Source organism: Streptomyces sp. NRRL S-455, from assembly GCF_000717875.1.
Classification (GTDB): Bacteria; Actinomycetota; Actinomycetes; order Streptomycetales; family Streptomycetaceae; genus Streptomyces.
The window spans coordinates 55,417-73,413 of the sequence record NZ_JOCT01000028.1 but is presented as its reverse complement, the minus strand read 5'-3'; the positions used below and the strand labels follow the sequence as shown (position 1 = coordinate 73,413).

Here is a 17,997-nt window from a genome sequence, read left to right as displayed (position 1 = left end):
CGCGTTCCGATCCTCATGTACCACGCGGTCGCGACCGATCCGAACGAGGCGACCCGTGCCCTGTCGGTGACCCCGGAGGCGTTCGCGGAGCAGATGGCGGTGCTCGCGGAGCTGGGTCTGAACCCCGTCACCACGGCCGAGCTCGCCGCGTGCTGGCGCTCCGGCCGCCCGCTGCCCGGGCGGCCGGTCCTCATCACCTTCGACGACGGCTACGAGGGCGTGCACCGGCACGCCCTGCCCGCCCTCGCCAAGCACGGCTTCCCGGCCACCCTGTTCGTCTCCACCGGCTGGATCCAGGGGCCGTACGACACCGGCGGCGGCCTGGACACCATGCTGGACTGGGACCAGGTCCGCGAGCTGGCGGCGGCGGGTGTGGAGATCGGCGGGCACAGCCACAGCCACCCGCAGCTCGACCAGGTCTCCGGCGCCACCCTGCGGTTCGAGCTGATCCACTGCAAGGAGATCATCTCGGATCAACTGGGCTCCGTACCGGCCTCGTTCGCCTACCCCTACGGCTACTCCAGCCGCCGGGTCCGGCAGGCGGTGCGCGAGACGGGGTACGCCCAGGCCCTCGCCGTCGGCAACGGCCTCGCACGCCGCGCGCAGGGACCGTACGCCCTGCGGCGCGTGACAGTGCGCCGCGGTACGGACATCGCCGAGTTCGAGCGGGTGGTCCAGGGCCGGGCGATCGCCCGTACGTTCGCCGGGGACCGGGTCCTGACCAAGGGGTACGCGCTGGTCCGCAGGACACGCCGGGCACGCCGGCTGGTGTCCCGCACCGGGGCCTGACCCCGACTCGGGGAACACGCCGTGCGCACCGGGAAACCGCGTGCGCGCGGCGCCCCGGTGCCGGATCATGGCGGCTATGTCTGGGAACCCGCACGAGGCGCTGCCGATCCGGCTCAACGTCGACGACTCCGACTCCCCGTCCGACGTCGTCGACGCGCTGTTCCTCGGCCGCTTCGCGACGGGCGAGCAGCCGTACTCCCACGCGGCGAACATCGACCGCGTACGGTCCGGGGCGACGCTCGTGCCGTCCGGTGCCCGCGTGCTGCGCGTCGCCCGGGACGACGACCGCAGCGCGACGCTTGCGGAGGGCGACGGGTGGACGCTGCTGGTCTCCCGGTGGAACCGCGGCGCGGACGTCACGGTGACGGCGACCAGCGCGGAGCTGGCGAAGAAGGTCCTCGACCAGGCCACGGACGGCGCGGCGGACGAACCCGAACCGCAGCCGGAGAACGTCACGATGGGCTTCTGGTACGTCTCCCCGCGCCGCGGCCCGCACCGGACCACCCGCCAGATCGCGGCGGGCACCTGGGACGAGGTCCGGCCCAACTACACCGCACCGGTGGCCGACGCGATGGACCGCCTGATGAAGACGACCCCGGAGGACATCTCGGGCCGTCTGCTGCTCCTGCACGGTCCACCGGGCACCGGCAAGACGTCGGCGCTGCGCACCCTGGCCCGTTCCTGGCGGGACTGGTGCCAGGTGGACTGCGTCCTCGACCCCGAGCGGCTGTTCAGCGACGTCGGCTACCTGATGGACATCGCGATCGGCGAGGAGGACACGGCGGGCAAGGGCCGCTGGCGGCTGCTGCTCCTCGAGGACTGCGACGAGCTGATCCGCGGTGAGGCCAAGCACACGGCGGGCCAGGCGCTGTCGAGGCTGCTGAACCTGACGGACGGGCTGCTCGGCCAGGGCCGCAACGTCCTGGTGGGCGTCACCACCAATGAGGACCTGGAGCGGCTGCACCCGGCCGTGGTCCGCCCCGGCCGCTGCCTCGCCCGGATCGAAGTGGGCCCGCTGACCCGCCGGGAGGCGGTGACCTGGCTCGGCACGGAGGACGGCATCGGCCGCGAGGGCGCGACCCTGGCGGAGCTGTACGCGCTGCGCCGGGGCACCTCTCCGACCGCCCTTCCGGAGCCCCGCGGGGACGCGGACGCGGGCCTCTATCTCTAGGTTCTCGCCGGCCGCCGGTGTTTTCATGGGCTTATGACCCTGTTCGTCGGCACGTCCGGATGGCAGTACAAGGACTGGCGGGACGTCCTGTACCCGTCCGGGCTGCCGATGCGGCTCTGGCTGGAGGAATACGCGGGGCACTTCGCCACCGTCGAGATCAACAACGCCTTCTACCGGCTGCCGGCCCGGGAGACGTTCGCGGACTGGCGCGGCCGGGTACCGGCGGACTTCGTCGTCGCGGTCAAGGCGAGCCGCTATCTGACCCACATCAAGCGGCTCAAGGACCCCGAGGAGCCGGTACACCGCCTGATGAGCCACGCGGCGGGCCTCGGCGACCGCCTCGGACCGGTCCTGCTCCAGCTCCCGCCCAACCTGCGCGCCGACCCGGGCCTCCTGGACGCCTGCCTGGCCTGCTTCCCCGCCTCGACCCGGGTGGCGGTCGAGCCCCGCCACGAGTCCTGGTGGACGCCGGAGGTCCGGGCGGTCCTGGAGTCCCGCCGCGCGGCCCTGTGCTGGGCCGACGTCCTGGCCCGCCCCGCGACGCCGCTGTGGCGCACCACCGACTGGGGGTACGTCCGCTTCCACCAGGGCCGCGCTCGGCCCTGGCCGCGCTACGGCCGCCGCTCCCTCGCCACCTGGCTCGACCGCATCGCCACGACGTGGCCCGGCGGCGAGGACGTCTACGCGTACTTCAACAACGACCCGGGCGGTGCGGCGGTGGCGGACGCGATGACGTTCGCGAGGGCGGGGAGGTCAGCGGGCCTGGACATCACCCGCACGCCGGAGCACCTCGCCCGCACCTGACGCGGCGGACCGTGGCCGGCGGTATCTCTCAGGGCGGGTCGGTGTAACGGTCAGCGATCGCGGCGGCGCGGTCGCGCAGGGAGGTGCGCAACGACTGCGGGGCCAGGGCTTCCCCGTCCGTGGCGAGCTGCCACAGCGCCCATTCGGCGTGTCGTGCGTCCTGGAAGGTCACCTCCAGCCGCAGCCAGCCGTCTGCGTCGGGTTCTTCGGCGCGGACGGCCAGCGCGGTGCCCAGCAGATCCTCACGGCGTGCCGGACTCACCCGTACCAGCGCGGTGATGTGGTCGCCGCCGGAGAGGAAACGCGCGGAGCGTTGCCGCCAGATCCGGTCCAGATCGACCCGGTCCGGCCGCTGTGCCGGTTCGGTGAGTTCCTCGGCGGCCAGGACCCGCGACAGCCGGTAGGTGCGGTCCTCACCGGACCGCGTGGCCAGCAGGTAGCCCTGGTCGCGGACGGTGACCAGGCCGATCGGGTCCACCGTGCGCCACCGTGGTGTCCGGCCCGTGGCCGCGTAGTGGATGCGCAGCTTGTGTCCGGCGAGCACCGCGCGCCGGACCTCGGTCATCGTGGTGCCGGGCACCTCCTCGGTGACCAGTCGGCGTGCGAGCAGGTCGGTCTCCGGGTCGACGAGGAATCGCCGGGCCGCGTCGCTCGCGTTGGCGCGGTGGCTTTCGGGCAGCGCGTCGACCACCTTCCGCATGGCCGCGGCGAGCTCCGAGCCGAGGCCGAACGCCTGCGCGCCGCGCCGCGATCCGGCGGTCAGCAGGGCAAGGGCCTCGTCGTGGTTCAGTCCGGTGAGGTCGGTCCGGAAACCGGGCGACAAGGCGAAACCGCCGTGCCGCCCGCGTTCGGCGTAGACCGGGACGCCGGCCGCGGACAGCGCCTCGATGTCGCGCAGCACGGTGCGGGTGGACACCTCCAGCTCACGGGCGAGCGTGTCCGCGGTCAGCCGACCGCGCTGACGCAGCAGCAGCACCAGCGAGACCAACCGATCGGCGCGCATACGAAAAGGCTATCGGAATACATGACCAAGGATGTCGTGATTCATTGCGAGGCTCTTCCCACGACGGCGAGCCGGCTGCCGAGCCGGTGGACGTCCGTACCCCATGACTCGAATGGAGCTGACATGGCGATGGAACGAACAGCGGTCAACCCGGTGACGTGGTCGGCGGACATGGGATTCAACCAGGGCGAGGTCGTCTCCGGGCACACCCGGACCCTGTACATCTCGGGGCAGACCGCGATGAGCGGCGACGGCAAGCCCCAGCATGACGGTGACATGGCGGCTCAGTTGAAGCTGAGCATCGACAACCTGGAGGCCGTGCTCGGCGAGGCCGGCATGTCGGTGGCCAACCTGGTCCGGCTCAACGTCTACACGACCGACGTGGATCTGCTCTTCCAGCACTACGGCGCGCTGGCGGCGCGGTTGGCCGCCTCCCGGGTGGCCCCGACCACCACCTTGCTGGGGGTGACACGGCTGGCGATCCCCACCCTGATGGTCGAACTGGAGGGGATCGCCGTCGCGTGACGCGGCCGGCGCTCGGTCGCCCTACTCCCCGTAAGCCGCTCGCAGGGCATCCCGGACCGCCGCCAGCGCGTCGTCCTCCGTGAGTCCCAGCCGCCGGGCCCGCTCCACGTACGCCTGCGCGGCAAGGGCCAGTTCACGATCCGCCGCCGAGCCGGCGGCAGCCACGAACGTGCCGTGACGCCCCCGCGTCTCGATCACCCCGTCCGCCTCCAGCGCCCGGTACGCCTTGGCGACGGTGTTCGCGGCGAGTCCCAGCGACTCGGCCAGCCCCCGCACGGTCGGCAGCCGGTACCCCACCGGCAGCTCCCCCGACCGCGCCTGCTCGGAGATCCGTGCCCGCACCTGCTCGTACGGCGGAGCACTGTCGTCGATGTCGATCTTCAAGGTCACAGGCCGATTGTCCCGTACCTCACGGAAAATGGGAGGCATGCCGGGCACGCCCCCGCGTAGCGTGCGCCTCCATGACCGTGATCGTGCGCGACCTTCGACCCGACGTCCGAGCCGACGCCGAGGGCTTCTCACACACCCGCCGCCTCGCCCTCCCCTACATGCTGTCCACCCCCGAGGCCGTGGTGCACACCCTGACCCACACCCACCCGGACGCCCACTTCCGGCAGCTCGTCGCCGAGGAGGACGGCGAGATCATCGGCACGGCCCAGGTCAGCGTCGCCCACGACAGCCCGGAACCCGGCCAGGGCCGCGCCAACATCTACGTACGCCCGGACCGCAGAAGCCGTGGCGCCGGTTCGCTCCTGCTGCGCACGGCCGAGGAGTGCCTGTACGCACTGGGCGTCAGGAAGCTGTTCGCGTGGGTGCTGGACGAGCCGGACAACCTCGCCTTCGCCGAGCGGAGGGGCTTCAGGGCCGGCCGTTCCGCCTACTTCCTGCGCCTGGACCTGGCGGCCGGCACGCTGCCGCCCCGCCAGGACCCGCCGCCGGGCGTCGAACTGCGCACGGCCGCCGACTACGCGGACGACCCGCGCCCGATGTTCGAACTGGACGCGGTGACGTCGTCGGACGAACCGAGCGACATCGAGGTCGAGTTCACGGACTACGAGGCCTGGCTCGATGAGACCTGGAAGCACCCGCTCCTGAACCGCGGCCTGACCACGGTCGCCGTCGTCGACGGCCGGCCCGCCGCCTTCAGCGTGGCGTACACCGACGGCGGCAGCCGCTACGCCACCGCCATGACGGGCACCGCCCGGGAATTCCGCGGCCGGGGCCTGGCCAAGCTCGCCAAGAACGACTCCCTCCACCGGGCCCGCGCCGCGGGGTACACGGAGGCGTTCACCGGAAACGACACCGGCAACGAACCGATGATCGCCGTCAACAAGTGGCTCGGCTACGAGATCTGCGCGAAGGAAGTGCGCCATGTCCGCGAACTCCCCTGACCGGCCCGCACGGGTGGACGTCGTGCTCGTCAAGGCGGGCCGTACGAAGATCCGCTACACCGGAGAGCTCCTGGCGGACGACGGCATCCGGCTCGCCGTCCGCGCCCCGTGGGCCGGCTCCGGGATCCGCGACTTCGGCTTCGTCCGCTTCGAGCCGGGGGACGTCTTCACGGAGTACTACTGGCGCGACCGCTGGTACGCGATCAAAGAGGTCCGCTCCGCCACGGGCGCGCTGAAGGGCTGGTACTGCGACGTCACCCGCCCGGCCGCCTTCCCCCACGCTCTAACCCGCTCGCGCGGGGGGACCCCCATGGCCCAGGAACTGGTCGTGGAGGATCTCGACCTGGATCTGTGGTGCTCAGCGGACGGCAGCGACATACGCCGCCTGGACGAGGACGAGTTCGCCGAGAGCGGCCTCGGCGAAACGGACCCCGGGGCGGCGGCAGCCGCACGGTCCGCGCTCGACGAGCTGGAGTCACTGGCCCGCCGCGGCGACTTCACCGCCCTGCTGGCCTGAGGCCCCGCTCACCGCGACCACCGCGTACCGCTCGTCGGTCACCTCCCTGCCCCACAGCAGCGGATCGTCCGAGAGCCGCTCCATCCGCACCCGGGCGGCGATCGGGGCGAGCAGGCCGGTGAGCCGCTCCGCCCCGATGCCGACCGGCTCGACCGTCCCCCACACGCCCTCCACCAGCACGAGCCGTCCTCCCGGCCGCAGCAGCCCGGTCCAGTGCCGCAGGGCGCGCCCGGGGTCGGGCAGGGCCCACAGGACGTGGCGTACGAGCACGGCGTCGAAACGCCGCTCACCCACGGGCGGCGCCGCCGCGTCACCGACCAGGAACACCGCGTCACGCCCGGCCAGTTTCTCCCGGGCGAGTGCCACCATCGCCGGGGAGCGGTCCACGCCCGTCACCCGGTGTCCCTGCTCGGACGCGAGAAGCGACAGGCTGCCGGTGCCACAGCCGAGATCGAGGACATCGCCCGCGCGCCCGGGCAGCCAGCCGCGCAGCCGCGCGGCCCAGGCGCGGCGTACCTGGGGGTCGCGCAGCCCGTGGTCCGGTTCCTCGTCGAAGTCGGCGGCCCGCGCGTCCCAGTCCACGTCGGCGCCGGCGTTCGCCGAGTTCACAGCGTCGTTGTCGTGCGTCATGGCCCCAAGAGTGACACCCGCCACTGACACTCGATTCGTGACTGCCGCCACAGACAGACCGGGAGCGATGAGGAACTCTCCCCCGAAAGGTCTACCTCCGTGATAACGCGGAACCCGGTAGCCCCTAAGGAGGCAGCCATGCGCCGTGTGACCGTGCAGAAGCCCCTGAAGAAGCCGGACGTCCGCCGGGTCCGCGAGGAGGTCGACGAGCGCCCCGCCGGGCGCCCGGAGATCCGCAAGGACATCGCACGCACGTGGTGGCCGGACGCCTGAGTCCGGGTGCCGGTCATGAGACGCACGCGTCGGAGCAGCCGCTTCTCCCACGTCACCGCGTTCGTCACCTGATGCCAGTCTGAGCGCTCCCTTAACGCGGCCATAAGGATCTCCATCACCCGCCTCCAGCAGGCGATTTCACGGTTCTCTGGGGCTAGCTTCGGATCACCCCACGGGATCCGGCCCACTCGGGCCCGGCCCTGTCCCACGCACCGTTTCGAGGAGTTCCCGCATGCCCGCACGCCGTAAGGCAGTCACCGTCGCCGCCCTCGGCATCCTTCCGCTCGCCCTGACCGCCGCGCCGGCGGCCGCGCACGGTTCGATGGGCGACCCGGTCAGCCGGGTGTCGCAGTGCTACGCCGAGGGCCCCGAGAGCCCGAAGTCGGCCGCCTGCGGTGCCGCTGTCGCGGCGGGCGGCACGCAGGCCCTCTACGACTGGAACGGCATCCGCATCGGCGACGCGGGCGGACGCCACCAGCGGCTCATACCCGACGGCAAGCTCTGCAGCGCGAACAACGCGGAGTTCAAGGGCCTCGACCTGGCCCGCGCCGACTGGCCCGCGACCTCCGTGCGCAGCGGCGCCCACACCTTCAAGTACCGCGTGACAGCCCCCCACAAGGGCACGTTCACGGTGTACATCACCAAGCCCGGCTACGACCCGGCCAAACCGCTCGCCTGGGACGACCTGGATCTCGGCAAGCCGGTGGCGACGGCCACCGACCCGGCCGCCACGGGCGGTTTCTCCACCTTCCCCGGCAGACTGCCCGAGCGCTCCGGCAAGCATCTGCTGTACGCGGTGTGGCAGCGGTCGGACAGCCCGGAGGCGTTCTACTCCTGCTCGGACGTCACCTTCGGCGGCGGTGCCGCGGCCGGAGGCGGCACGCCGGCTCCGACCCCGGCCGCCTCCGCTCCCACGCGGAAGCAGATCGAGGCCGGCACCGGCAAGTCGACGATCGAGAACCACGGGCACGGTGATGACGACGCCAGGACGTCGGCGGAGCCGGCCGCGGCCCCGGAGAACACCCCGGAGAACACCACCCCGAACAAGCCGAAGGCGGCGAGTGCCGCCAGCGACCTGCCCAAGGCGGCCGGTGCCACCGAGAACCTCGCCGAGACGGGCGGCGACAGCAGCACCACGCTCCTCGCGCTGGGCGGCGCGGCGGCGCTGGCACTCGGCGCGTCGGCCCTGTTCCTCTCGACCCGGCGCAGGGCGGTGAGCGACGGCCGGCAAGGCCGCTGACCTCCGCGTCGCCCCATGACCGGGGCCTGTCCGGCGGCTCAGGCCGGGCAGGCCCCGAAACGTTTCCCTGACACGTGCCAGCAGGCGACACGTGTCAGCTGAAGGCCGATGCGCAGGTGGTCGGTGTGGCCCGCCCCGGATCCAGCGCGTTGGCCACCTCGTGGAAGGCGATCCGGTCGAACAGCCCGAGGGCCACGTGCTCGGACAGGTCGACGGGGCACAGGTCCTGCAGCAGGACGTTGCGCACGTCCGGCCCGTTCAGGTACTGGCTCCGCCACGGCGTGACCACCTCGTCGTACCGCGTGGCGATGACGGTGTAGCGCACGCCGGGCACGGTGTCGCCACCCGCGTTCAGCCGCTTGAGGAAGTCGGATCCGGCGACCTGGTCGGCGAGGGCGGGTGTGTTCTTCGACAACAGGTCCGCCGCGCCCGGGAAGTGCGGCAGCAGGTGGGTGAAGCCGTTCAGATCGGTGCCGTGGTTGCTGGGCGCGATACCGACGAGCGCGTTCACCCTGGCGGCTCCGCCGAGGAACCGCAGGTACCAGCGGGGCATCATGCCGCCCTGGGAGTGCCCGACGATGTCGGTCTCCGTGGCCCCGGTGGCGGCGAGCACCCGGTCCACGAAGTCCCGCAGTTGTGCGGCCGACTTCTCCACGGGCCCGAGGCCGTGGAAGAACGGGACACCCTCGAGCTGTCCGTAGTCGAGGGAGAAGACGCAGTAGCCGCGGACCTTCAGATAGGGGGCGAGGCCCAGCCAGTTGTCGACGGAGTTCCCGAGGGTGCCGTGGACGAGGACGACAGGGCGGGGGTGGGCGGCGGACGGCTTGCAGGAGTAGTCGTTCCAGCCGGAGCCGGGGGCCCCGGTGGCCTGGGCGGACGTGGCGGGGACGGCGACGGCCGCGGCGGTCAGCAGCAGCGCGGCCAGGGGTCTGAGCACTCGTTTCCACGGCAGCATCGGGTGATCTCCTTGCGGGTCAAGGGGGATGCGACGGCACGATGCCCTGTGATCCGGATCACGAGGATGCTGTTCATTCGTCAAGTTACGGGCGAGTAGCCGAACTGGGAAGTTACGCGTCAGTAAAAACTTCCCGCCTCAATCGCCGACGGACGATTGACCCGACGCCCTCTCACCAGGCGGGCCGCACCGGCCCCCGAGGCGTGATCCGCAGCACCTGCTCCAGTAGCACTCGCATTTCACCCTCCCCCAGCACCTCGCCCCACTCCCGCACGGCACCCGCGGCCGCGTCCTCGGCCGCCCGCGTACAGGCCCACGCGCGCTCGGTCAGCACGACCAGCCGCGCCCGGGGGTCCTCGGGGTGCGGCCGCCGCTCGGCATACCCCTTGCGGACCATCTCATCGACGAACCGGCTGGCCGCCTGCTCGGTCACCCCGAGATGGGCGGCGAGCCCGGTGACCGTCGCGCCGTCCGGAGCGAGCCGGGCGAAGGCGAACCCGTGCGCGGGCCGCATCCCCTCGAAGCCACGGGCGTCCACGCCCTCGTTGATGCGCCGCGTGAGCCCGCCGGCGGCGGCGAGCAGGGGGGCGGGAGGAGATCTTCCACCTGCTCGACGGCGAACCGCTGATCACCCTCGACGGCCGCACCGACCGGATCACGGCCGGTGACACCGTGATCATCAACGCCGGTGCCACCCTGGCCGTCGAGAATCCGATCGAACGGACCGCGTACTCCTGGGTCACCACCTCCGTCGGCCTGGAGGCACGACTGGCCGACGGCACCCGCATCACGCCGCCGTGGGCCAACTGACGTCAGGCGGGAGGATCTACGCCGCCCGCCCCGCTAGCCCCCCGGGCATCACCGCCCGCGGCCCGAACTTCGCCCGCGCCCGGTCCGCGACCTCCTCGATACGGCGGACCCTCTCGTCCACGGGGTCGAAGGTCAGCTGGTAGGAGGCCTGGTCGGCGGGGCTGAGCCCTTCGGCGCGCAGCGCGATCGCGCGGACCCGGGCGCGTTGCAGGCCGAGCGCCTCGTACATGCCGTACGCGGTCCTGGTCAGCGCCGGCGAGTGCGCGGTCGGTTCCCTCAGTGCGCGGCTGCGGGTGGTCGCGGAGCGGTCGGCGTACCGCACGGTGAGGGTGAGCGTGCGGCAGACCTTGTCCAGGGCGCGCAGCCGGGCGCCGATCTCCTCGGCGGCCGACAGCAGCGCCCGGCGATGCCGGTCCGGGTCCAGTTCGTCGCGTCCGAAGGGGCGTTCCGTCGCGAGTGAGCTGGAGACGGCGTTCGGTACGACCCGGCCGCGGTCGACGCCGCCGGCTTTCTCCCGCAGCTCACGGCCGGCCTTCGCGCCGATCAGCCGCTGCAGCGTGGACAGCGGCGCGGCAGCGACCCGGCCGAGGGTGTCGAGGCCGTAGTCGGCCAGGGTGCGGGAGGTCGCGGCGCCCACGCCGGGCAGCACCCCGACGGGCCGGTCGGCGAGGAACTCCGCGATGGCGTCCTGCTCCTCGGGCACCGCACACGTCACCCCGGGCACGGCGTCGTGCAGTGCGACTCGGGCCAGCATCGGTCCGGGCCCGGCCCCGATCAAGCAGTCGACGCCGTACAGCGCGAGCGAGCGGACCCGGATCACCGAGGCCAGCTCGACGGCGTCCCGTCCGAAGTACCGCTCGGCGCCGCGCAGGTCGGCCAGGGCCCCGTCCGGTGGCAGGGCCTGGACGACGGGTGTGAACTCCTCCAGCATCCCGAGCAGCCGGGGCAGGTCGGCCTCGCGCGTCGGAGGCAGCTGGAAACGTACGCAGAGGATGGTCATCCCGCACTCCCCGGACTCTGGTGCCACAACTTCCTTCCCACCGCGGGCCCTTCGCCCGCGGGACGCAGATCGGCCCAGGGGTGCATCTCGTATCCGGTGGACATGCGGATCTTCCGCTGCTCCATCGGGTCCTGGGCCGCGGAGCCCGCCGGCGCGGGCGCCCCCTCCGAGCCGGCCAGCCGCCGGCGCGCCGCCCCCTCACCGTCGTCGCCGGAATCGCCACCGGTGTCGCCGCCGGCCAGCCGGGCCGCGACGCCCTCCAGGCCTTCCTCCCGGCGCACCTCCAGCAGTTCCGCGAGGTTCCAGGCGGTGGCGCCCACCACGCTGAGGCTGCGCGGGCCGCGGCGCTGCACCACCCCGCGCACCAGCAGCAGCCAGGAGTGGAAGACGGTGTGGGCGCAGGCGTCGTGGGAGTCGTCGAAGAAGGCGAGGTCGACCAGGCCCGTGCCGTCGTCCAGGGTGGAGAAGATGACCCGCTTGCCGGACCGGATGGGCGGGGTCTGGGTGGCCGCCTTGGCACCCGCGACCAGCACCGTCTCCCCGTGCCGGGCCTCGCGCAGCCGCCGCGCGGACACCACGCCCAGCTCGTCGAGGAACGCCCGGTGATCGTCCATCAGATTGCGCGAGGCGTCCATGGACAGCACGCCCAGCTCGGCACTGAGCCGCTCCGAGGAGGTGAGGTCGGGCAGCCCGGCCGGTGCGGTCTTCCGTCCCCCGGCCAAGGGCAGCTGCCCACCGCCCGCGCCCCGCGCGCCCCGGTGCAGCTCGGTCAGATGCAGCTGCAGATCACGGCGGTTGGCGCCGAACGCGTCCAGCGCCCCGACCTGTGCGAGCCGCTGCGCCAGCGGGCGACTGGGCCGGCCGCGCTCCCAGAAGTCGACCAGCGAGGCGTACGGCTGCCCTTCTGCGATCCGCGCCGCCTCGGCCTCACTGATGCCGTGCACGTCGGAGAGGGCCAGCCGCAACCCCCATCGATCAGACACCAGTTCGATACAGTGTGCGACCCCCGACTTGTTCACGTCCAGCGGCAGCACCGGCACCCCGCGCCGCCGCGCGTCCGCCAGCAGCAGCCGCTTCGGGTACATCCCGGGATCGTGCGTCAGCAGCCCGGCGTAGAAAGCGGCGGGGTGATGCGCTTTCAGCCAGGCCGACTGGTACGTCGGCACGGCGAAGGCGACCGCGTGTGCCTTGCAGAAGCCGTACGACCCGAAGGCCTCGACGATCTCCCAGGTCCGCTGAATCGTTTCCGCGTCGTATCCGTTCGCCGCCGCGTGCTGTGCGAACCACACCTTGATCCGCTCCTGCGACTCCGGGTCCGACAGCCCGCGCCGCACCCGGTCCGCCTCGCCACGCCCGCAGCCGGTCATGATGTCGACGATGTCGATGATCTGCTCGTGGAAGACGACGACCCCGTAGGTGTCCCGCAGCGGCTCCTCCAGATCCGGGTGCGGATAGCGGATCGGCGCCCGCCCGTGCCGTGCCTCGATGAACGGCCGCACCATGTCGGCGGCCACCGGCCCCGGCCGGAACAGCGAGATGTCGACGACGAGATCGTGGAAGGTGGCCGGCTGGAGCCGCCCGACCAGGTCCCGCTGCCCCGGCGACTCGATCTGGAAGCAGCCGAGCGTCTCGGTGGACCGGATCAGCCGGTAGGTCTCCGGATCCCCCGGCGGCAGCCCGTCCAGGTCGACCCTGACCCCCGACACCCGCTCCACTTCCGACACGGCGTGCGCCATGGCCGACTGCATCCGCACGCCCAGCACGTCCAGTTTGAGCAGCCCGAGATCCTCGACGTCGTCCTTGTCGAACTGCGACATCGGGAGACCCTCGCCACTGGTCGGCATGACCGGCGTACGCGCCAGCAGAGAGGCGTCGGACAGCAGCACCCCGCACGGGTGCATGGCCACCCCTCGGGGCAGGGCGTCCAGGGCCTCGACCAGCTCCCACAGCCTGCCGTACTTCTCCTTCTCCCCCGCCAGCGCACGCAGCTCGGGCAGCTCCTCCAGCGCCGCACGGGCGTCCCGCGCCCGGATGTGAGGGAAGGACTTGGCCACCCGGTCGATCTCGGCCGGGTCCATGGACAGGGCGGCCCCCACGTCCCGGATCGCATGCCGCACGCGGTACGTCTCCGGCATCGCGACCGTCGCGACCCGCTCGGTGCCGAACCGGTCGATGATCGCGCGGTAGACCTCCAGCCGGCGCGCGGACTCCACGTCGATGTCGATGTCGGGCAGCACCACCCGCTCCTTCGACAGGAACCGCTCCATCAGCAGCCGGTGCTCGATCGGATCGGCGTGCGCGATCCCGAGCAGATGATTGACGAGCGACCCCGCCCCGGACCCCCGGGCCGCGACCCGAATCCCCATCTCCCGCACGTCGTCGACCACCCGGGCAACGGTCAGGAAGTAGGAGGCGAAGCCGTGATGAGCGATGATGTCCAGCTCATGGTGCATCCGCTCCCAGTACTCCCGCCTCCGGTCGTACCCGCGCAGCACCATCCCCGCCGCCGCCCGTGAGGCCAGCGTCCGCTGGGCGGTACGCCCCCCGGCACCGACCAGGTGCGGCTCGGGGAAGTGAACGCTCCCGATCCCCAGGTCGTCCTCCGGATCGACCACGCACTCGGCGGCCGTGGCCTCGGTCTGCTCCACCAGCCGGTGAGCGGTGTCCCGCCGGAACCCCGCGGCCTCCACGATCCGCTCAGCCACCCCGGCCATGGCCCCCGCGCCCTTGAGCCAGGCCTCACCGGAGTCCAGCCCCTTGGCCGGGTCGACGGGCACCAGCCGGCGGGCGGCGTCCAGGACGTCGACGACCGGTCCCAGCCCCGGGTCGGCGTACCGCACGGCGTTGCTGAGCACGGGCCGGATCCGCTGCTCGGCGGCGAACCCGAGGGTACGGGCGGCCAGCCGCAAAGATCCGGGACCCGTACCTTTCCGGCCATGCCAGACGGCCTCCAGCCTCAGGGCGTCGCCATAGACCTCCCGCCAGGGCACGAGCAGCCTCGCGGCCCGGTCGGGACGTCCGGCGGCCAGGGCGCGCCCCACCTCCGAGTCGGGCCCGAGCAGTACGAACAGCCCCTCGGCACGATTGCGCTCCCAAGGCAGCAGGGGCGTCCCCTCCCCCTCATGCGCGGCGGAGACGAGCCGGCACAGCTCACCCCACCCCCGGCCACCATCCCGGGCGAGGAAGGTCACACGAGGCGCCGATTCTTCGACAAAGGCACCGCCCCGCACCGGGACCCGACGCCGACTCCGCGCACCACGCTCGGCAGGCTCCACTCCCGCCACCGCCAGATCCGCCCCGAACACCGGACGAACCCCCGCCTTCGCGCAGGCCTTCGCGAACCGGACAGCACCGGCCAGCGTGTCGCGATCCGTCAGAGCCAAGGCCTCCATACCCCGCCCGGAGGCACACTCGGCCAGCCGTTCCGGATGCGAGGCCCCATATCGCAAGGAGAACCCGGAGACGGTGTGCAGATGCGTGAACCCCGGCACACGCACCTCCCGCACTCGTGACCCACCCAGCTATCGAACGTTTGTTCCCAGCTACCTCACCCCCACCATAGACCAAATCTCGAATGCATGTGCGACACCCGCTCAACCCCACCCCACCTGCGCAAACACCGAGTCTCCCCTGACCGCGGAGCCATGCAGCCGAAGAACGGGGACCCCCGGCGGCCCGCACCCGCGTACGCACGGAAGGGGACGTGTCGGGGGGTGTCGCCCGCAGCTGGTTGACGCGTCAACGGACAGTCAGTCGGTGTGACACCCCATCGCGCCGTTCCGAGGACGGACACCCCCCGGCACGGCCCCGACCCACCACCCGGCGCAACGCGCTACGCGCACCCCCACCGAAGCAGCCACAGGCCGCCGCAGGCACGAAAACAGCCCCGCCCCTCACACAGAGAGGGACGGGGCCACAAGCCCAGGAACCGACTCAGCCGATCTCGGTCCCGGTCGCCGACAGCGCCTCCGTCACCGGCTGGAAGAACGTCTCCCCACCGGAGGTGCAGTCACCACTGCCACCGGACGTGAGTCCGATCGCGTTGCTGCCCGAGAAGAGCGAACCACCACTGTCACCGGGCTCCGCGCACACGTCGGTCTGGATCAGACCGTTCACGATGTCACCGTTGCCGTAGTTCACGGTGGCGTCCAGCCCCGTGACCTTCCCGTCGTGCACCTGGGTCGTCGACCCGCTCCGCGTGACCTCCATGCCGACGGTCGCCTCGGCCGCGCCCGAGATCTTCTGCGTCGAGCCGTTGTAGAGGTTCACCTCACTCGGGTGAGCCACCTCCGCGGTGTACTTGACCAGCCCGTAGTCGTCACCCGGGAAGCTGGAGTCCGCGTTGGTGCCGATCTCCTTGCCGCTGGAGTCCGACCACGTGGAGATGCCCTCGGTGCAGTGCCCGGCGGTCAGGAAGAACGGCTCGCCGCCCTTGACCACGTTGAAGCCGAGCGAGCAGCGGCCACTGCCGCCGGTGATGGCGTCACCACCGGCGATGAAGGGCTTGTACTCCCCCTTCGTCCGCTTGAGTTCGGCCTTCGCACCGAGCCCGTCGACGACCTTCGTCAGCTTCGCCCACTCGGCCTTGGAGACCGTGCGGTCGGCGGTCACGACGACCTTGTTCGTCGTCGGGTCGGTCACCCAGGAGGTGCCCGGAATCGTCGCGTCCGTCTTCAGCGTGCTGCGGGCGCTCTTGAGTTCGGCGAGGGAGTTCGCCACGACTCTCGCCTTGGCGCCGGCCTTCTCGACCGCATCGGCGGCGGCCTCGTCGAGCACGTTCACCACGAGACTCTTGCTCTTCGTGTCGTAGTACGTCCCGGCCGCGTCGCCGCCCAGGTCCTGGGCCAGCGTCGAGGCGAGCTTTCCGGCCGCCGCGACCGACAGGGTCTTGGGCGCGGAGACCTCAGGCGTCTCGCTCGCGTTCGCGGACTGCAAGGTGACTCCCGCGGCGACGAGGGCGGCTATACCGCCACCTGCCACGGCTGCACGCCGCTTGGGTATGCGTCGGTGCTTCAACTCGTGTCCTCCTGTGGGGGGTCGGTCCGGGAGGTTGTGGGGACCTCACGAACCGGAAGGCTTCGTTGACGAGCGCCCACTATTCCGAGGACAACGGGGAGCACACAAGGCCGAGTTCAGGACGCGCGTAGATGACGGGCCGCACGCCCCCTCATACTGACCGTTCAAGGTCAAATCGGGCCCAACTCCGCCGCGTTCACACTGCAAACATTACGCGTGAGTAATTTGTGCCCACGCTGTGAGGTCTCCATGTGGCTGAAAACCGCCCCTCGATCCGACCTCAACCAGCACTCAGGAAAAGGGCATTGGCGGACCATCTCATCACCTACACCAAACCCTCACCATCCCAAGCAAGTCCTAACAAACAGGAAGGCCCCCGCACACAGTACGTGCGGGGGCACAAAACCCTGCGAACCGCTTGCCGTCAGGACCTAGTACACGCTGACGCCGTACGCGCTCAGCGCCTCGGTGACGGGCTGGAAGAACGTCGTACCACCGGAGGAGCAGTTACCGCTGCCGCCGGAGGTCAGACCGTACGCGACACCGTTGCTGCCGTAGAGCGAACCGCCGGAGTCACCGGGCTCGGCACAGACGGTGGTCTGGATCAGGCCGGAGACGATGTCGCCGCCGCCGTAGTTGACGGTGGCGTTGAGGGCGGTGACACGGCCGCTGTGCGTACCGGTCGTGGAGCCGTCGCGGATGACGGTGGTGCCCACGCTCGGGGTGGCCGCGCGGGTGATGTCCACGCCGTTCGCGGTGCCGGGGCGGCTGACAGAGCCGCTGTAGCGCACGAGACCGTAGTCGTTGCCCGGGAAGCTGGAGCCGGCGGTCGAGCCGATGACCGTGGTGCGGCCGGAGTTGGAGTACCAGGTACCCGCGCCGTCGGTGCAGTGACCGGCGGTCAGGAAGTACTCGGTGCCGTTGCTGGCACGGACGTTGAAGCCGAGGGAGCAGCGCCAGCTACTCGCATAGATGGCGTCGCCGCCCTGGATCAGCTTGTTGAACTTGCCGGGGGTGCGCTTGATCGTGAGCGCGTCGGCGTTGGCGCCGGCCTGCTGCTTGATCTTCGCTATCTCGGCCTGGGTGACCGTGCTGTCGACGGTCAGGAGCACGCGGTTGGTCTTGCTGTCGACGGCCCAGGCGGTGCCCGGGATGTCGGCCTTCAGCAACGAGCCGCTGGCGCTCTTGAGTTCGGCGGCGCTGAAGGTGGCGGGGGTGTCGGACGCGTTCGCGCTGGGGATCGCGATCGCGGCAGCGGCGACGAGGCCGGTGGAGACGGCGATCAGCCGGGTCCGTCTCGAGATGCCGCTGCGCGGGGTGGTGCGCTTGATCCTCACTTTTCGTTCCTCCACAAAGGAAGTCGGGGGCCCTCGTGGGGTCTCGGGCCCGTGAGGCGCAGCCTGGGGCCGGGTTGTCCGGATTCCGAACACGCCGTGCCCCTGACAAGCGCTGGAGGGAGTATTCGGCCGAACGGCCGGTAGGCGCAAGAGTGCCTTTCAGCCGTCAACAACTGCACCCTCAGTCGCAGCCGTCACAACCCCAGAGTCTGAGTCGCCGTCAAAAACTGATATGAGAAGCTCGTCATAGTTCGTCACTATTCGAGTGAACTGTCCGTGGTCACCCCGTAGTGCGAGGCACAAGACCGCACACATGCGCCACCCACTGGCCGCCGAGCTTCGCCACGACGCTCTGAGCTGCGGCATCACATCGGTCCGCGCCTTCACCCGTACGCCCCGCCCGTCACCCGTACGCCGAGAAGAATCATATTTCACTCACAGTCAGCAGCCGTTTGGGAAACGACCCTTGGGACACACGGACTCTCGACGGATTCGCTGTGCACCAGTACCGTCACAAACCCCCCGCGCGGCGTCTA

At 71.3% G+C, this 17,997-nt stretch carries 17 protein-coding genes and 1 pseudogene; 9 read left to right on the top strand and 9 right to left on the bottom strand.

Annotation, left to right across the window (positions count from 1 at the left end; all coding sequences use genetic code 11):
• The first annotated feature begins 15 nt into the window (after positions 1 to 15).
• From IE97_RS0131345 to IE97_RS0131335, 3 genes are all read left to right on the top strand, one after another.
• The gene (locus tag IE97_RS0131345; RefSeq protein ID WP_037845068.1) at positions 16 to 789 is read left to right on the top strand and encodes a polysaccharide deacetylase family protein; all 774 of its coding nucleotides are present in this window, start codon (positions 16 to 18) and stop codon (positions 787 to 789) included.
• A gap of 76 nt (positions 790 to 865) precedes the next feature.
• Positions 866 to 1,960: a DUF5925 domain-containing protein gene (locus tag IE97_RS0131340; RefSeq protein ID WP_030247892.1), complete on the top strand. Its 1,095-nt coding sequence runs from the start codon at positions 866 to 868 to the stop codon at positions 1,958 to 1,960.
• Between the two features lie 33 nt (positions 1,961 to 1,993).
• A complete protein-coding gene (locus IE97_RS0131335) occupies positions 1,994 to 2,764 on the top strand; it encodes a DUF72 domain-containing protein (protein WP_030247890.1) in 771 nt (256 codons plus the stop codon).
• Positions 2,765 to 2,792: 28 nt separating this feature from the next.
• On the opposite strand, the gene IE97_RS0131330 is transcribed toward IE97_RS0131335, so the two are convergent.
• A complete protein-coding gene (locus IE97_RS0131330) occupies positions 2,793 to 3,767 on the bottom strand; it encodes a helix-turn-helix transcriptional regulator (RefSeq protein WP_030247888.1) in 975 nt (324 codons plus the stop codon).
• A 129-nt stretch (positions 3,768 to 3,896) separates the two neighbouring features.
• On the opposite strand from IE97_RS0131330, the gene IE97_RS0131325 reads away from it, so the two are divergent.
• Entirely contained in the window at positions 3,897 to 4,292 is a 396-nt protein-coding gene (locus IE97_RS0131325) for a RidA family protein (protein ID WP_030247886.1), read from the top strand.
• A 21-nt stretch (positions 4,293 to 4,313) separates the two neighbouring features.
• On the opposite strand, the gene IE97_RS0131320 is transcribed toward IE97_RS0131325, so the two are convergent.
• Positions 4,314 to 4,682: a GntR family transcriptional regulator gene (locus IE97_RS0131320; protein ID WP_030247884.1), complete on the bottom strand. Its 369-nt coding sequence runs from the start codon at positions 4,680 to 4,682 to the stop codon at positions 4,314 to 4,316.
• A gap of 71 nt (positions 4,683 to 4,753) precedes the next feature.
• Between IE97_RS0131320 and IE97_RS0131315 the strand changes: the two genes are divergently transcribed.
• Together IE97_RS0131315 and IE97_RS0131310 are read left to right on the top strand one after the other, a co-directional pair.
• Entirely contained in the window at positions 4,754 to 5,683 is a 930-nt protein-coding gene (locus IE97_RS0131315) for a GNAT family N-acetyltransferase (protein ID WP_030247881.1), read from the top strand.
• Entirely contained in the window at positions 5,664 to 6,200 is a 537-nt protein-coding gene (locus IE97_RS0131310) for a DUF402 domain-containing protein (protein WP_030247879.1), read from the top strand. Before IE97_RS0131315 ends, IE97_RS0131310 begins: the two co-directional genes overlap by 20 nt.
• Here IE97_RS0131310 and IE97_RS0131305 read toward each other — a convergent pair.
• Positions 6,159 to 6,830: a class I SAM-dependent methyltransferase gene (locus IE97_RS0131305; RefSeq protein WP_037835481.1), complete on the bottom strand. Its 672-nt coding sequence runs from the start codon at positions 6,828 to 6,830 to the stop codon at positions 6,159 to 6,161. The genes IE97_RS0131310 and IE97_RS0131305 overlap by 42 nt on opposite strands.
• Positions 6,831 to 6,968: 138 nt before the next feature.
• On the opposite strand from IE97_RS0131305, the gene IE97_RS43510 reads away from it, so the two are divergent.
• On the top strand, positions 6,969 to 7,103 hold the full coding sequence (locus tag IE97_RS43510) for a hypothetical protein (RefSeq protein WP_106975470.1): 135 nt from the start codon (positions 6,969 to 6,971) through the stop codon (positions 7,101 to 7,103).
• A gap of 232 nt (positions 7,104 to 7,335) precedes the next feature.
• Positions 7,336 to 8,343 (top strand): lytic polysaccharide monooxygenase auxiliary activity family 9 protein, encoded by a 1,008-nt coding sequence (locus IE97_RS0131295; RefSeq protein ID WP_030247876.1) that lies wholly within the window; start codon positions 7,336 to 7,338, stop codon positions 8,341 to 8,343.
• Between the two features lie 94 nt (positions 8,344 to 8,437).
• Here the strand turns inward: IE97_RS0131295 and IE97_RS0131290 are convergent, their stop codons facing one another.
• Positions 8,438 to 9,298 (bottom strand): esterase/lipase family protein, encoded by an 861-nt coding sequence (locus tag IE97_RS0131290; RefSeq protein ID WP_030247874.1) that lies wholly within the window; start codon positions 9,296 to 9,298, stop codon positions 8,438 to 8,440.
• A 172-nt stretch (positions 9,299 to 9,470) separates the two neighbouring features.
• Entirely contained in the window at positions 9,471 to 9,836 is a 366-nt protein-coding gene (locus IE97_RS0131285; protein WP_234310780.1) for a MarR family winged helix-turn-helix transcriptional regulator, read from the bottom strand.
• A 50-nt stretch (positions 9,837 to 9,886) separates the two neighbouring features.
• Between IE97_RS0131285 and IE97_RS0131280 the strand changes: the two are divergent.
• A pseudogene (locus IE97_RS0131280) lies at positions 9,887 to 10,108 on the top strand (cupin domain-containing protein); the annotation flags it as partial.
• A gap of 16 nt (positions 10,109 to 10,124) precedes the next feature.
• Here IE97_RS0131280 and IE97_RS0131275 read toward each other — a convergent pair.
• From IE97_RS0131275 to IE97_RS0131260, 4 genes are all read right to left on the bottom strand, one after another.
• Positions 10,125 to 11,108, bottom strand: coding sequence for a DNA polymerase Y family protein (locus IE97_RS0131275; RefSeq protein ID WP_030247870.1), 984 nt, complete (start codon positions 11,106 to 11,108; stop codon positions 10,125 to 10,127).
• The gene (locus IE97_RS0131270; RefSeq protein WP_030247868.1) at positions 11,105 to 14,599 is read right to left on the bottom strand and encodes a DNA polymerase III subunit alpha; all 3,495 of its coding nucleotides are present in this window, start codon (positions 14,597 to 14,599) and stop codon (positions 11,105 to 11,107) included. Before IE97_RS0131270 ends, IE97_RS0131275 begins: the two co-directional genes overlap by 4 nt.
• A gap of 442 nt (positions 14,600 to 15,041) precedes the next feature.
• Positions 15,042 to 16,124 (bottom strand): S1 family peptidase, encoded by a 1,083-nt coding sequence (locus IE97_RS0131265; protein WP_051705185.1) that lies wholly within the window; start codon positions 16,122 to 16,124, stop codon positions 15,042 to 15,044.
• Positions 16,125 to 16,555: 431 nt separating this feature from the next.
• Complete coding sequence (locus tag IE97_RS0131260; RefSeq protein ID WP_030247865.1) at positions 16,556 to 17,461, bottom strand: S1 family peptidase; 906 nt, start codon at positions 17,459 to 17,461, stop codon at positions 16,556 to 16,558.
• Positions 17,462 to 17,997: the final 536 nt, after the last annotated feature.